This window comes from Bradyrhizobium sp. CB1717, from assembly GCF_029714325.1.
GTDB lineage: Bacteria > Pseudomonadota > Alphaproteobacteria > Rhizobiales > Xanthobacteraceae > Bradyrhizobium.
Window position 1 is genome coordinate 2,254,793 of sequence record NZ_CP121666.1, and the last position, 13,696, is coordinate 2,268,488.

Sequence of the window (13,696 nt, forward strand, 5' to 3'; positions counted from 1 at the left end):
CCTCAAGTTACTTGAGGGGGTACGGTTAGTGCAAGCTCGGTTCTAGTCACCTCCTGGAGAGATTCTTCCATGTCAATCGCTGAGGCCACCCCTATCGCCTGCACACTAGCGGCTGGAGCGTACGAAGACCGGCTCGCCTGGATCGCCGCCTTGAACAAAGACGCGCTCCGCAGTCACGAGCGCCGCGATCTCGTGTTGGAATTGCACTACGCGATCGAAGCGCGCGCTCGGGTGCATGAGATGGTTCGCAATGAGCAAAGCTGCTGCGCTTTCCTTACGTTCCAGTTGCATGAATCGCGTAATGACATCTGCCTTACCATCACCGCGCCCCAAGCGGCTCGGGAAGTCGCGGACGCTCTGTTTGAACAATTTGTGGCTAAAACGCCCATAGTCTCTTCATGTGCGTGCGCCACGTCGGCCTCGGCAGCCAAGACGCCTGCGGAGGAGCTGCCCGGGTCGAAGGCTGCTAGCGTCACGGCGGTGACGCTTTCAATCGGCGCGGTCGCTTGCGGCGTATGCTGCGTCTTGCCCTTTGCACTCCCCGCAGCGATGCTCGCGAGCACCGGAACGTTGTTGGCGTGGTTCGTCAGCATGCACCTATTGGTAACCGTACTTGCTCTTCTCTCCGTTGCAGGCGCATGGGGGTGGATTGTGTGGCAGTCGCGCCGGACGCGGCGCAGGCCGGCCCCGTCAACCCTCGTGGTGATGGCAGGATCGACAGTGCTATTGGCTATCGCAGTGTTGTGGCCGCTGATTGAGAGACCTCTCATCCGCGCGTTGCAGGCGTGACCGCGCATCTTTCATCCGCTGCCTTGAGCGGCAGCGGATGCTGTGACAGTGTCCGCTCCCATGAAGACTGTTGTCGTCTATGTTGGCGCCGCGATCGCCGAAATCGCCGGTTGTTTTGCGTTCTGGGGATGGTTGCGTATTAGCAAGCCGATATGGTGGTTACTTCCAGGCGTATTTTCCCTCCTTGTGTTTGCTTACCTGCTGACACTCGTCGAGACCGAGGCGGCGGGGCGCGCCTACGCCACCTACGGCGGCATCTACATTGTCGCCTCGCTTTTTTGGCTCTGGATAATCGAGAGCGTGCGTCCTGATCGCTGGGACATCGCCGGCGCTTCAGTGTGCCTAATTGGCGCGGCCATCATTCTCTGGGGTCCGCGCGGGTAGTCAGTGTCGTCTAGTGGCCCAACCCAGACCTAGCGTGAGGTGCGCCAACGCGCCGCTATCACAGGCAGAGCGGACTTAATACGATGTGCAGCGCGGGTTTATGAGTACACGGCCTAGAGGCCGACTGGTTGGCGATCTTCAGTCGTATCGGTGTTGGGATTCTGGCCGATCTGCGAGGTCGCGAGATAAGTCATTTAGGTCCGCTTGGCAGGGCCAAAGCGCGGCGCGATTTGGATGAATCGTCATCGCGCTTTGGATGTTGTTTACGCATGATCCTCTCGGAAAACCGTTCCGGATCATGCTTTAGCGCTAGCGCTTTGATCGCTTGAGTTCTGCGACTTGAAACTTGTTGCCGGCGGAGAGGCTGCTGCAGATCCAGTAGGCCCTGTTGCGGTAGTCGCCCAGGAACACCTTGGTCTCGACGCAATCCACGTAGTTCTTGTGAGTGATGGTGTCTGTGCAGGTCGGCGAGAAGGGTGCATCGGTTTGTCCGCCGCCCGACTCGCTGCACCCGACCCAGGGATCCTTGCCGTGTCTGAAGCTTGTTTGACAGCCACCGTTGCAACTGCTGGCGCGCTTCTCCAGCGCGGCAATCCTCGCCAATGGTGAACCCGGCGCCGGCGATGGCGTTCGAGCGGATGACGGTTGAGCGGTTGCCGATCGGATGTGGCGGGTTGACGAGGTCGGGCGAGATGCCCCGGTGTTGACCGCCTGTTTCGGCCTTGCCGCCTGCTTCGGCGCTTCGACCGTGACGTTAGGAATCGTGGTGGCGGAGCTTGTTGAGGTTTGCGACACCGCCGGGCCGCACAGCAAGACCGTTGACAAGAAAGCGAAGGCTGAAGGCGCGACAAATCCTGACGACAAGCTCATGACATGTCCTTTCAAGGACGGACATTCCGTCCCAATGTTTGCACGCCGCAAAATGCTAGCCGAAACTTCCGAACCTGACTACCGGGGGTTGAAACGATTTCTGCGGATGACTGCCATGCGCATGTGGCCGAGGAGAATGCGGACGACGCGCCCGGAGCGGTTGCGGTGTCGGCTTCCGGCTCTTCTGTGACATCCAGTGATGTCCGCTATGGCGCGTCATCGGCGGAGCAGCGGACATCAGGAGCGCCGGAGCGGAACGCTCCGATCTGACGAGGGTGCGGTCCTAGAGGCGCCTACTCCTCGTCTTCGTCCTCGTCGTCATCCTCGTCTTCGTCGTCCTCTTCTTCCACCTGCACCAGCGCGGCCAGCGGCAGCGTCTCGCGGAAGAGATCGCCTTCCATGCCCATCCAGAGGCAGAGCACCTCGTCCTCCTTCACCTCCGCAACCGTCAGCGGCTGGCCGCCGGATTTCAGCATCACGACATCGCCGGCTTTCAAGTCCATGGATTGTCCTTTCGGGTTGAGTTGACCAACTCGGAGGAGGCTAGCAGGCGGTCATGACACCGGGAAAACGGGGCGGGCGAGCGATGGATTGCGCGGTCGATGCGCGGACTGCTCGAATGCGGGGAGACGGCTCAGACGGAAGTGCCTTCATCGCACACATCCCGACGATGGCATTATGCCCCTGTTTTGCCCGACGGGTCAAACGCGATTCGTAAAATCCGCAAGCCTTTGATTTTGCAGCAGCCGGCTACTGTGCATGGGGTTGTTTTCGCAGTTTTGTTTGCGAGCCCCGTTACGGCTGGTCCGGCACCAGCTCGGTCAGCGAGCGGATGATGCGATCGGGCTTGACGGTCGAGCCTTCGGGCAGACCGTCGCCATGCACGTCCATCCAGATCGCATAGATGCCGAGACGCTGCGGGGTGACGACTTCCCATTCCAGATTGTCGCCGATCATCCAGGTGTCCGCAGGCGTGACGCCGAGCGCCTCCATCGCGTGCAGATAGGCGCGCTCCTCGGGCTTGCCGAAGCCGTGCTCGCCCTCGATCTGGATGTGGTGGAAGCGGTGCGAGAGCTCGAAACGCTCGACCTTGGCGCGCTGCATGTCGGCGGCGCCGTTGGTCACCAGCGCCAGCTTGATGCCGAGCGCCTTCAGCCTGTCGATCGCCTCATGCGCGCCGGGGAACACGAACATCTCCTCCTCGCGATAGGCGGTGAAACGGTCGGCGAGGCGGATGGCGAGGTCGTCGGGCAGGGCGCGATGGCCGGCGGCCGCAAGCGCGGCAAAGCCGCCCTTGACCGTCAGGTGCCGCGCCTCGGCGAGCTTCATCCGCCAGGCGGCTTCCGCGCTCGCCCAGAAGTTTCGCGCGAAGGCCAGCACGGCGGTCGCGACCTGCGCCGGCGGCAGCGGCGCAAGCTCCTCGGCGAACTCGTTCGCGATCGTGTTCCAGGCGATCTCGGGCCGGCCATAGGCCGACAGGATGGTGTCGTCCATGTCGATCAGCATGGCGCGGGGGAGCGGACGCATCACGGCGTTCATGGCCACTTCACCTCCGGCGGCAGCGACGACAGGATGGAGTCCACGTTGCCGCCGGTCTTGAGCCCGAAGATGGTGCCGCGGTCGTAGAGCAGGTTGAACTCGACATAGCGGCCGCGCCGGATCAGTTGCTCCTCGCGGTCCGCAGCCGTCCAGGCGCTCGCGAAATTGCGCCGGACGATGTCAGGGTAGATCTTCAGGAAGGCGCGGCCGACATCCTGGGTGAAGGCGAGGTCGGCGTCCCAGTCGCCGCTGTCGTGCCAGTCGTAGAAGATGCCGCCGATGCCGCGCGCCTCCTTGCGGTGCGGCAGATAGAAATATTCGTCGCACCATGTCTTGTACTTGTCGTAATCGGCAACGCCGTTCGGCTGCGCACAGGCTTCCTTCATCGCGGCGTGGAAGGCGATGCTGTCCGCATCCTCCTGCGTGCGCCGGCGATCGAGCACCGGCGTGAGATCGGCGCCGCCGCCGAACCAGGCTTTTGTCGTCACGACGAAGCGCGTGTTCATGTGCACGGCGGGCACGTGCGGATTGCGCAGGTGCGCGATCAGCGAGATGCCGGACGCCCAGAATTTTGGGTCCTCCGCGGCACCGGGGATCTGGGCGCGAAACTCGGGGGCGAATTCGCCGTGCACGGTCGAGCAGTGCACGCCGACCTTCTCGAACAGCCGGCCATGCATGATCGACATCACGCCGCCACCGCCGGCCGCGCCAGTGTGGTCGGTGCGCTGCCACGGCGTGCGTGTGAAGCGGCCGGTCTCGCCGGGATAGAGGCCTTGCGGCGCATCATCCTCCAGGCGCTCGAAGCTCGCGCAGATGTCGTCACGCAAGCGCTCGAACCAGGCGCGGGCGCGCGTCTTGCGGTCTTCGATGGCTGAAGCGTCCATATGCAATTCCCAAACTGGCTCTCGTAGGGTGGGCAAAGGCGCCCTTGCGCCGTGCCCACCATTCTTCATCGTCGCACTTGATGGTGGGCACGCTGCGCTTTGCCCACCCTACGAGACCACGATCGTAGCTATCCTTGCGGACCGTAATAGGTGCAGCTCTCGTTGCAACTGTCGCGGTGGATGCTGACGCGGGTCAGCTTGCCGATATGCGCCAGTCGCTCCCAGACGAAGCGCGACAGGTTTTCCAGCGTCGGGGTGCCCAGCGCCTCGATCTTGTTGAGGTACTTGTGGTCGAGTGTCAGGCGCACGTCCTCGATGGCGCGCTGGAGCAGGCCGAGATCGACCACCATGCCGGTGTCGGGATCGGGCGTGCCGCGCACCGTCACCTCGGCGCGGAAGGAGTGGCCGTGGATCTCTTCGCTCGCCGCGCCAAACGTCGTTCCCGACAGCGAATGCGCCGCCTCGAAGCGAAACGATTTCGTCAATTCCCACATCTGTTCGAAAGTCCGATCCTATCTGATGCCGAGCGATTTATGCGTCTGCACGCTGAGCCGCCATTGCGGATGTTGCAGGCAGTAGTCGATCGCCCGTGCGGTGTTCTCGGCGACCTCGGGGCCGTCCATCGGTTGCAGCGAGAAGCGCTCGAAGGCGAGGCCTTCGAAGGTCTCGGGCGCGGCGAGGGCCTGCGGATAGACCAGCTTCAACTCGTGGCCGCGGCGCAGCACCAGCTCGCTGCCGCCCTTCGGGCTGACGCAGATCCAGTCGAGCCCTTCGGGCGCCTCGATCGTGCCGTTGGTCTCGACGCCGATCTCGAAACCTCGCGCATGGAGCGCCGCGATCAGGGCGGTATCGACCTGGAGCAGCGGCTCGCCGCCGGTCAGCACCACGTAGCGGTTGGCGGCCGTTGCCGTCCATTGCGCCGCGATGGTGTCCGCGAGGTCCGTAGCCGAGGCGTAGCGGCCGCCGAGCGTGCCGTCGGTGCCGACGAAATCCGTGTCGCAGAACTTGCAGGTCGCGTCCTGACGGTCGGCCTCGCGGCCGCTCCAGAGGTTGCAGCCGGCAAAGCGGCAGAACACGGACGCACGCCCGGCATGGGCGCCTTCGCCTTGCAGGGTCAGGAAGATCTCCTTGACCGCGTAGCTCACTGGTCTCTCCTCAATCCTGTGGACCGCTCGGGTTCCGGATCTGCCGCAACGCCTCGCCTGCGGCCATCGCCGCGCTCATGGCGACATTGAGCGATCGCAGCCCTGGCATGACCGGGATCACCAGCCGCGCATCGGCGGCCTCGACCACGGCGTCGGTGACGCCGGCGCTCTCGCGTCCGAATAGCAGGATGTCCGACGTCTGGTAACGAAAATCGCGGTAGTCGGTGGCGGCCTTGGTGGTGAACAACAGCAGGCGGTAGCCTTGTGCTGCGCGCCAGTCCTCGAACTTCGCCCAGGAGTCATGGCGGGTAATGCTGACCTGATCGAGATAATCCATTCCCGCCCGGCGGAAATGCCGGTCGGAGACAGGGAACCCCGCAGGTTCGATGATATGGGCGGCGATGCCCAGGCAGGCGCACAGCCGGAGAATCGTGCCGGTGTTCTGGGGGATGTCGGGCTGGAAAAGCGCTATCTGCATGGGCGGCGGAGGGTGGGTTGCGGGCCGGAAATGTCTCAATAAAACATCGCCTGCCCGGGAATTCGTGCATTGCACGCTTCCCCGCCGTTAGCGGGCTTGCGCTCGCCCGGCAAGGGTGCCAATAGAACGATTCTGGACTGCTGTTTTCGCCCTATTCTGGTGGGGACAAGCGAAGTTCTGCCGCCGCGGGGGGCCGCGGGCGCCGGCAGCACTGCTCTAGGGACCTTTGGGGGGCTCCTGGAGCGGTTCCACCGGCAGCATAAGAAGAAAGGGTTGGAATCGTGACGACAGCGTCTTCGGCGGACCATCCGACACGCCGTGATTTCTTATTCGTTGCAACGGGGGCAGCTGCAGCAGTAGGGGGCGCGGCCGCGCTCTGGCCCTTCATCTCTCAAATGAATCCTGATGCTTCGACCATCGCCGCCGGTGCGCCGATCGAGGTCGATCTCAGCCCGATCGCCGAGGGCCAGGACATCAAGGTGTTCTGGCGCGGCAAGCCGATCTACATCAGCCACCGCACCAAGAAGCAGATCGACGAGGCGCGCGCCGTCAACGTCGCGAGCCTGCCCGATCCGCAGTCCGACGAGGCCCGGGTCAAGTCCGGCCACGAACAGTGGCTGGTGGTGATCGGCATCTGCACCCATCTCGGCTGCATCCCGATTGCCCATGAAGGCAATTACGACGGGTTCTTCTGCCCCTGCCATGGTTCGCAGTACGATTCGTCCGGCCGCATCCGCCAGGGGCCCGCGCCCGCGAACCTGCCGGTGCCGCCGTACCAGTTCGTTTCCGACACCAAAATCCAGATCGGCTGAGCTTCGGACCCACGTCCGAAGCTTCGCGCCGTCTCGTCGTACTATTTCCTCAGGATCGCATCATGAGCGGACCATCCGACTACCAGCCGAGCAATCCGGCCCTGCAATGGATCGAGCGACGTCTGCCGATCTTTGGTCTCATCCATTCCTCCTTCGTCGCCTATCCCACCCCGCGCAACCTGAACTACTGGTGGACCTTCGGCGCCATCCTCTCCTTCATGCTGGGGATGCAGATCCTGACCGGCGTGATCCTGGCGATGCACTACACGCCGAATGCCGATCTCGCCTTCAAGTCGGTCGAGCTGATCGTCCGTGACGTGAACTACGGCTGGCTGCTGCGCAACATGCACGCGGTCGGTGCCTCGATGTTCTTCGTCGCCGTCTACGTCCACATGTTCCGCGGCCTTTACTACGGGTCGTACAAGGAGCCGCGCGAGGTGCTGTGGATCCTCGGCGTCATCATCTACCTCCTGATGATGGCGACCGGCTTCATGGGCTACGTGCTGCCCTGGGGCCAGATGAGCTTCTGGGGCGCCACCGTCATCACCAACCTGTTCTCCGCCATTCCCTATGTCGGCGAGAGCATCGTGACGCTGCTGTGGGGCGGCTATTCGGTCGGCAACCCGACGCTGAACCGCTTCTTCTCGCTGCACTATCTCTTGCCGTTCGTGATCGCGGGCGTCGTGGTGCTCCACGTCTGGGCGCTGCACGTCGCCGGCCAGAACAACCCTGATGGCGTCGAGCCGAAGACGGAAAAGGACACGGTGCCGTTCACGCCGCACGCGACCATCAAGGACATGTTCGGCGTCGCCTGCTTCATGCTGCTCTACGCCTGGTTCATCTTCTACATGCCGAACTACTTGGGCGATGCCGACAACTACATTCCGGCGAACCCGGGCGTGACGCCGCCGCACATCGTGCCGGAATGGTATTACCTGCCGTTCTACGCGATCCTGCGCTCGATTCCGAACAAGCTCGCGGGTGTCATCGCGATGTTCGGGGCGATCATCATCCTGTGCTTCCTGCCCTGGCTCGATGCCGCCAAGACCAGGTCGTCGAAGTACCGCCCGCTGGCCAAGCAGTTCTTCTGGATCTTCGTCGCGGTCTGCATCCTGCTCGGCTATCTCGGCGCGCAGCCGCCGGAGGGCATCTACGTGGTCGCCGGCCGCGTCCTGACGGTCTGCTACTTCGCCTACTTCCTGATCGTGCTGCCGCTGCTCTCGCGCATCGAGACGCCGCGGCCGGTGCCGAACTCGATCTCGGAGGCGATTCTCGCCAAGGGCAGCAAGGCCGTGGCTTCCGTCGCGGTCGCGCTGGTCGCCGCCGGCGCGCTGTTCCTCGGCAGCTTGCAGGACGCCCGCGCCTCGGAAGGCAGCGACACGCCCCCGGGCAACAAATGGTCGTTCGCCGGTCCCTTCGGCAAGTTCGACCGCGGCGCGCTCCAGCGCGGCCTGAAGGTCTACAAGGAAGTCTGCGCCAGCTGCCACGGCCTGTCCTATGTCGCCTTCCGCAACCTCGCGGAGCCCGGCGGACCCAGCTATTCCGTGGCCCAGGCGGCGGCCTTCGCCTCCGAGTACAAGGTCAAGGACGGCCCGAACGATGCCGGCGACATGTTCGAGCGCCCGGGCCGGCCGGCGGATTATTTCCCGTCACCGTTCCCGAACGAGCAGGCCGCCCGTGCGGCGAATGGCGGCGCGGCGCCGCCCGACCTGTCGCTGATCACCAAGGCGCGCTCCTACAAGCGCGGTTTCCCCTGGTTCATCTTCGACTTCTTCACCCAGTATCAGGAGCAGGGCCCGGACTACGTCGCGGCGGTGCTTCAGGGGTTTGAGGAGAAGGTGCCGGAGGGCGTCACCATCCCGGAGGGCTCCTACTTCAACAGGTACTTCCCGGGCCACGCCATCAAGATGCCGAAGCCGCTCAGCGACGGCCAGGTGACCTATGACGACGGCTCCCCGACCACGGTCGCGCAGTACTCCAAGGACGTCACCACGTTCCTGATGTGGACGGCCGAGCCGCACATGGAAGCGCGCAAGCGCCTCGGCTTCCAGGTGTTCGTGTTCCTGATCATCTTCGCCGGCCTGATGTACTTCACCAAGAAGAAGGTCTGGGCCGACTCGCACTGAGCGGCGCGCGACGAGACGAAATGAAAAAGCCCCCGCAAGGGGGCTTTTTTGTTGGACTGTCATTCCGGGGCGATACGTCAGCATCGAGCCCGGAATCCATTCGTCCACCAACTCCGTGGCCCTATGGATTCCCGGCTCGCGCTATCGCGCGCCCCGGAATGACGAGAGTGTGGATTGCTTCACGCGCCCGCACCCGCCAAAATACCGCCAACCGCTCCCCCAGAAACTCACCCGGAGGACACCATGGGAACCGCCATCACCTTCAAGCGCCCGGACGGCAAGGACGCATCGGGCTATCTCGCCAACGCCGCACGCGGCAACGCGCCGGGCGTGGTCGTGATCCAGGAATGGTGGGGCTTGTCGGACCAGATCAAGGGCCTGTGCGACCGCTTCGCGCTCGCCGGCTTCGATGCGCTGGCGCCCGATCTCTACAAGGGCAAGGTGGTGCCGTATCACGACACGGAGAGCGCCAACAAGGAGATGAACTCGCTCGACTTCATGGACGCCACCACGCAGACCGTGCGCGGCGCCACGCAGTACCTGTCGCGCAACGGCGCCAAGGTCGGGCTCACAGGCTTCTGCCTCGGCGGAGCCGTGACCATCATCGGCGCGACGAAAATCCCGGAGCTCGCCGCCGGCGTCGTGTTCTACGGCATCCCGCCGGAGCAAGCGGCCAAGCCTGCCGACGTCAAGATCCCGCTGCAGGCCCATTTCGCCAACAAGGACGATTGGTGCACGCCGGAGCTGGTGGGCGGCTTCGAGAAGGCCATGAAGGCCGCCGGCAAGTCGCTCGAGCTGTTCCGCTATGACGCCGAGCACGCCTTCGTCAACGAGCAGCGCCAGGCCGTGCACGACCGCGAGGCCGCCGAGCTCGCCTGGGGCCGGGCGACGGAGTTTTTCAGGAAGCATTTGGGGTGAGACCGGAGCGACCGATCGGGAGCAACGGAGCATGTCGACGTCGTCTTTCACGCGCCTTCTTGGGCTGATCATTGGATCGATGGTCGGCGTTGCCAGCGTCACCGCGCTGACGACGGCTCAGGCGGCGGCGCAGCAGGCATTCGTCACGCTGAACGGCGACCTCAAGAAAGAGGCCTGGTGGGTCATTGCGGATTTCCATCCATTCACGACCGAGGTTCGCGGCATCCCCGCGAACCAGATCCGCAAGAGCTGGTGCAAGGCGACTGAATTCCGCAAGGACCTGATTCCGAAAGAGCTTCTGTTCGAAGGTGGTGTCGATGTGATGCAGTCAGCCGGCATGTCGTTTGCCGTCGAAGGCCGCTTCGACGACACGGCGGCAAGACAGGTCGCGGTGGTCGGCGTCTTTCAGGAGTGCGCCGGCCCGAAGGGCCGGTTCGTCCTGATCCTCGATCACCCCGCCGACGGAAAGCCCAAGGTCCGGTTTGTCAACGCTGTGCACACGGACCGTCAGTTCGGCGCGCTTCGGAAGGGGAAGGGCGGCACGCTGGTCGCCTCGGCGTGCATGGAATGCGACGATAGCTCTGTCCTGAAATGGGATCGGAAGAAACGCAAATTCGACTGGGTGCCTCAGGCCGACGAGCTTTAGTCACGCGCAGCAATCCCCGGCTGGCGGGCGCTTCAGTCCGAACCGGCCCAGGTTCCGGCCCTTGACGCCGCCCCCGGGCCATGGTGAGTATCGCCCCCATGAGCATCGCCGTCCGCCCAGCCCGTCTTTGGTGGCGCACCTCCTGACGAGGTGGCCGGTGCGATTTCTTTTCTCAAAATCGTTGAAGGTCGCCAGCACAGCGCGGCGGCCTGATCGTTTGTCCTGTGTGGCGTTCCCTCGGCAAGTCTCGTAAGAGGACCCCAAGAGGATCACATGAACAGGACAGTCTTTGCCCTCCCGGCCAGAAGTGAGTACGCGACCCGTGCGGGTCTCGCGATCACGCGCGTGGCGGAGCAGTTCACCGGCGGCGCCAGCAGGCTCGACGATCTCGTGAGCCTGCTCGACCGCCGCCGCGGCGTGGTGCTGTCCTCGGGCACGACCGTGCCCGGCCGCTACGAGAGTTTTGACCTCGGCTTCTCCGATCCGCCGCTCAAGCTCGAGACATCAGGCGTCAATTTCAAGCTGGAAGCGCTGAACGCGCGCGGGCAGGTGCTGATCGCCTTCCTCGCTGACGTTTTGCGCGAGCCCTGTGTCGTCATCTCCGAGAAGACGGCGACGCGGCTTGCCGGCCACATCATCCGCGGCGATGCCCCGGTCGAGGAAGACCAGCGCACGCGGCGCGCCAGCGTGATGTCGCTGGTGCGCGACCTCGTCGCCGCCTTCTCCACCAACGATGACGGGCTGCTCGGCCTGTTCGGCGCCTTCGCCTATGACCTCGTGTTCCAGATCGAGGACCTCGTGCAGAAGCGCGCGCGGGAAGCCGACCAGCGCGACATCGTGCTGTACGTACCCGATCGCCTGCTGGCCTATGACCGCGCCACCGGCCGCGGCGTGGTGCTCTCCTACGACTTCGCCTGGAAGGGCAAATCGACGGAGGGCCTTCCGCGGGAGACCGCCGACAGCCCGTATCTGAAGACGCCGCGCCAGGGCTTCGCCGATCACGCGCCCGGCGAATATCAGGCGACCGTCGAGACCGCGCGCGCGGCTTTTGCCCGCGGCGATCTATTCGAGGCCGTGCCGGGCCAGCTGTTCGCCGAACCCTGCGACCGCTCGCCGGCCGAAGTCTTCCAGCGCCTCTGCGTCATCAACCCGTCGCCTTATGGCGCGCTGATGAATCTCGGTGAAGGCGAGTTTCTCGTCTCGGCTTCGCCGGAAATGTTCGTGCGCTCGGACGGCCGACGCGTCGAGACCTGCCCGATCTCGGGCACGATCGCACGCGGCACCGACGCGATCGGCGATGCCGAGCAGATACGCCAGCTCCTGAACTCGGAGAAGGACGAGTTCGAGCTCAACATGTGCACCGATGTCGATCGCAACGACAAGGCGCGCGTCTGCGTCCCCGGCACGATCAAGGTGCTGGCACGTCGCCAGATCGAGACCTACTCAAAACTGTTCCACACCGTCGATCACGTCGAGGGCATGCTGCGCCCCGGCTTCGATGCGCTCGATGCCTTCCTCACCCATGCCTGGGCCGTCACCGTCACCGGTGCGCCGAAGCTGTGGGCGATGCAGTTCGTCGAGGATCACGAGCGCTCGCCGCGGCGCTGGTACGCCGGCGCCATTGGAGCTGTGAATTTCGACGGCAGCATCAACACCGGCCTCACCATCCGCACCATCCGCATGAAGGATGGTCTCGCGGAGGTGCGCGTCGGCGCCACCTGTCTGTTCGACTCTGATCCTGCCGCGGAAGACCGCGAATGCCAGGTCAAGGCGGCAGCCCTGTTCCAGGCGCTGCGCGGCGATCCGCCAAAACCGCTGTCGACCTTCGCGCCCGATGCCACCGGCTCGGGCAAGCAGGTGCTGTTGATCGATCACGACGACAGTTTCGTGCACATGCTCGCCGATTATTTCCGCCAGGTCGGCGCCGGCGTCACCGTGGTCCGCTATGTGCATGCGCTCGACATGCTCAAGCAGAAGAGGTGGGACTTGCTGGTGCTGTCGCCCGGCCCCGGGCGCCCTGAGGATTTCGGGATCAGGAAGACGATCGATGCGGCGCTGGAGAAGAAGCTGCCGGTGTTCGGCGTCTGCCTCGGCGTGCAGGCGATCGGCGAATATTTCGGCGGCGAGCTCGGCCAGCTCACCCATCCCGCTCATGGCCGTCCCTCGCGGGTCCAGGTGCGCGGCGGGCGACTGATGCGCAACCTGCCGAACGAGATCGTCATCGGCCGCTATCACTCGCTCTTCGTCGAGCGCGACAGCATGCCGGAGGTGCTGAGCGTTACCGCCAGCACCGAGGACGGTGTCGCCATGGCGCTGGAGCACAAGACCCTGCCGGTCGCCGGGGTGCAATTCCACCCGGAATCGCTGATGTCGCTCGGCAACGAGGTGGGTTTGAAGATTGTCGAGAATGCGTTCCGGCTGGATGCGGGGGCGAATTGAGTGCAGGATATTTCACCTCGTCATTCCGGGATGGTGCGCTAGCACCAGACCCGGAATCTCGAGATTCCGGGTTCGGCTCTTCGAGCCGCCCCGGAATGACAACGAAACGAGAAACGAATGACCTTTGACCACGATCTGAAGGCGAGCGTCCGCACCATTCCCGACTATCCCAAGCCGGGGATCATGTTCCGCGACATCACGACCCTGCTCGCGGATGCGCGCGCCTTCCGCCGCGCGGTGGACGAGCTCGTCAATCCCTGGGCCGGCAACAAGATCGACAAGGTCGCCGGCATGGAGGCGCGCGGCTTCATCATCGGCGGCGCGGTGGCGCACCAGCTCTCGGCCGGCTTCGTGCCGATCCGCAAGAAGGGCAAGCTGCCGCACACCACCGTGCGCATCGCCTATTCGCTCGAATACGGCATCGACGAGATGGAGATGCATGTCGACGCGATTCAGCCCGGCGAGCGCGTGATCCTGGTCGACGACCTCATCGCCACCGGCGGCACCGCGGAAGGCGCGGTGAAGCTGCTGCGCCAGATCGGCGCCAATGTCGTCGCGGCCTGCTTCATCATCGACCTGCCCGAGCTCGGCGGCGCCGCCAAGCTGCGCGCCATGGACGTGCCGGTGCGCACGCTGATGACGTTCGAGGGGCACTAAAGGTCAGCG

The 13,696-nt window shown here is 64.3% G+C and carries 15 protein-coding genes; 8 read left to right on the top strand and 7 right to left on the bottom strand.

Annotation, left to right across the window (positions count from 1 at the left end):
* Positions 1–69: 69 nt before the first annotated feature.
* Positions 70–789 (top strand): hypothetical protein, encoded by a 720-nt coding sequence (locus tag QA649_RS10700; RefSeq protein ID WP_283024140.1) that lies wholly within the window; start codon positions 70–72, stop codon positions 787–789.
* 60 nt (positions 790–849) lie between these two features.
* On the top strand, positions 850–1,173 hold the full coding sequence (locus QA649_RS10705) for a YnfA family protein (RefSeq protein WP_283024141.1): 324 nt from the start codon (positions 850–852) through the stop codon (positions 1,171–1,173).
* Between the two features lie 309 nt (positions 1,174–1,482).
* Here the strand turns inward: QA649_RS10705 and QA649_RS10710 are convergent, their stop codons facing one another.
* From QA649_RS10710 to QA649_RS10740, 7 genes are all read right to left on the bottom strand, one after another.
* Positions 1,483–2,043, bottom strand: a complete 561-nt coding sequence (locus QA649_RS10710) for a hypothetical protein (protein ID WP_283024142.1) — start codon at positions 2,041–2,043, stop codon at positions 1,483–1,485.
* Positions 2,044–2,336: 293 nt separating this feature from the next.
* Positions 2,337–2,546 carry a DUF2158 domain-containing protein gene (locus QA649_RS10715; RefSeq protein WP_018648841.1) on the bottom strand — a complete coding sequence of 70 codons (210 nt, stop codon included), beginning with the start codon at positions 2,544–2,546 and terminating at the stop codon, positions 2,337–2,339.
* A 292-nt stretch (positions 2,547–2,838) separates the two neighbouring features.
* The gene (locus QA649_RS10720) at positions 2,839–3,582 is read right to left on the bottom strand and encodes an HAD family hydrolase (RefSeq protein ID WP_283024143.1); all 744 of its coding nucleotides are present in this window, start codon (positions 3,580–3,582) and stop codon (positions 2,839–2,841) included.
* Positions 3,579–4,466: an oxygen-dependent coproporphyrinogen oxidase gene (gene hemF / locus QA649_RS10725; RefSeq protein WP_283024144.1), complete on the bottom strand. Its 888-nt coding sequence runs from the start codon at positions 4,464–4,466 to the stop codon at positions 3,579–3,581. Before hemF ends, QA649_RS10720 begins: the two co-directional genes overlap by 4 nt.
* A 128-nt stretch (positions 4,467–4,594) precedes the next feature.
* The gene (locus QA649_RS10730) at positions 4,595–4,960 is read right to left on the bottom strand and encodes a 6-carboxytetrahydropterin synthase (protein WP_283024145.1); all 366 of its coding nucleotides are present in this window, start codon (positions 4,958–4,960) and stop codon (positions 4,595–4,597) included.
* 18 nt (positions 4,961–4,978) lie between these two features.
* Positions 4,979–5,611, bottom strand: coding sequence for a 7-carboxy-7-deazaguanine synthase (gene queE / locus QA649_RS10735; RefSeq protein WP_283024146.1), 633 nt, complete (start codon positions 5,609–5,611; stop codon positions 4,979–4,981).
* 10 nt (positions 5,612–5,621) lie between these two features.
* Positions 5,622–6,089: a tRNA (cytidine(34)-2'-O)-methyltransferase gene (locus QA649_RS10740; protein WP_283024147.1), complete on the bottom strand. Its 468-nt coding sequence runs from the start codon at positions 6,087–6,089 to the stop codon at positions 5,622–5,624.
* A 281-nt stretch (positions 6,090–6,370) separates the two neighbouring features.
* Here QA649_RS10740 and petA point away from each other — a divergent pair, with 281 nt between their 5' ends.
* From petA to QA649_RS10770, 6 genes are all read left to right on the top strand, one after another.
* Positions 6,371–6,901 carry a ubiquinol-cytochrome c reductase iron-sulfur subunit gene (gene petA, locus QA649_RS10745; protein WP_011085272.1) on the top strand — a complete coding sequence of 177 codons (531 nt, stop codon included), beginning with the start codon at positions 6,371–6,373 and terminating at the stop codon, positions 6,899–6,901.
* Between the two features lie 62 nt (positions 6,902–6,963).
* Entirely contained in the window at positions 6,964–9,027 is a 2,064-nt protein-coding gene (gene fbcH, locus QA649_RS10750; RefSeq protein WP_018648835.1) for a cytochrome b/c1, read from the top strand.
* A 243-nt stretch (positions 9,028–9,270) separates the two neighbouring features.
* On the top strand, positions 9,271–9,945 hold the full coding sequence (locus QA649_RS10755) for a dienelactone hydrolase family protein (RefSeq protein ID WP_283024148.1): 675 nt from the start codon (positions 9,271–9,273) through the stop codon (positions 9,943–9,945).
* 31 nt (positions 9,946–9,976) lie between these two features.
* Positions 9,977–10,591 carry a hypothetical protein gene (locus QA649_RS10760; RefSeq protein ID WP_283024149.1) on the top strand — a complete coding sequence of 205 codons (615 nt, stop codon included), beginning with the start codon at positions 9,977–9,979 and terminating at the stop codon, positions 10,589–10,591.
* A 273-nt stretch (positions 10,592–10,864) separates the two neighbouring features.
* Positions 10,865–13,030 carry an anthranilate synthase component I gene (locus QA649_RS10765; protein ID WP_283024150.1) on the top strand — a complete coding sequence of 722 codons (2,166 nt, stop codon included), beginning with the start codon at positions 10,865–10,867 and terminating at the stop codon, positions 13,028–13,030.
* A gap of 117 nt (positions 13,031–13,147) precedes the next feature.
* Complete coding sequence (locus QA649_RS10770; protein WP_011085277.1) at positions 13,148–13,687, top strand: adenine phosphoribosyltransferase; 540 nt, start codon at positions 13,148–13,150, stop codon at positions 13,685–13,687.
* The last annotated feature ends 9 nt before the right edge of the window (positions 13,688–13,696 follow it).